1 protein-coding gene is annotated in these 321 nt (G+C 35.5%); it reads right to left on the bottom strand.

Going from position 1 to position 321, the window contains the following annotated elements; all coding sequences use genetic code 11:
* On the bottom strand, nt 1-321 hold a 321-nt coding region (locus ACYUEX_RS18780; protein WP_460289465.1), incomplete at both ends, for a BMP family lipoprotein.

The following is a 321-nucleotide window of genomic DNA, read 5'->3' as shown; positions in this document are numbered from 1 at the left end:
TATCCATGCTTCTTTTCCAGCGTTAGCTCTAGCTTTAGCTTCATTTATAGCTCCAACTCCAACTCCACCAGCTGCTGTAAATATTGCTTTAACTCCATTATCAAACATAGTTGCAGCTAATTGTTGACCTGCAGCAACATTATCAAATGATCCTTGATATACTACATTTTCTTTCTTTATATTCATTTTTGTTCCAAAATTTTCATTAGCATATTTAACACCTTGTTGGAATCCCCAGTTAAACTTTTGAGGTGCTGGTATTTCCATACCACCTATAAATCCTAGTTCTCCTTCTTTTAATTGAAGTGCTGTTGCAACACC

The organism is Clostridium sp. CTA-7 (assembly GCF_054768095.1).
Note: the sequence above shows the minus strand (reverse complement) of the source record. Positions and strands in the feature narration are given on the sequence as shown.